Annotated in this window: 1 rRNA gene; it reads right to left on the minus strand. The window is 55.3% G+C overall.

Annotation, left to right across the window (positions count from 1 at the left end):
* Window positions 1-293, minus strand: a 23S ribosomal RNA gene (locus SB786_RS35975); the annotation flags it as partial.

Raw genomic sequence — 293 nt, forward strand, 5'->3', positions numbered from 1 at the left:
ACTCCGGTCCTCTCGTACTAGGAGCAGCCCCTCTCAAATCTCAAACGTCCACGGCAGATAGGGACCGAACTGTCTCACGACGTTCTAAACCCAGCTCGCGTACCACTTTAAATGGCGAACAGCCATACCCTTGGGACCGGCTTCAGCCCCAGGATGTGATGAGCCGACATCGAGGTGCCAAACACCGCCGTCGATATGAACTCTTGGGCGGTATCAGCCTGTTATCCCCGGAGTACCTTTTATCCGTTGAGCGATGGCCCTTCCATTCAGAACCACCGGATCACTATGACCTG

It is taken from the genome of Burkholderia sp. SIMBA_062, assembly GCF_046534765.1.
Lineage (GTDB): Bacteria > Pseudomonadota > Gammaproteobacteria > Burkholderiales > Burkholderiaceae > Burkholderia > Burkholderia ambifaria.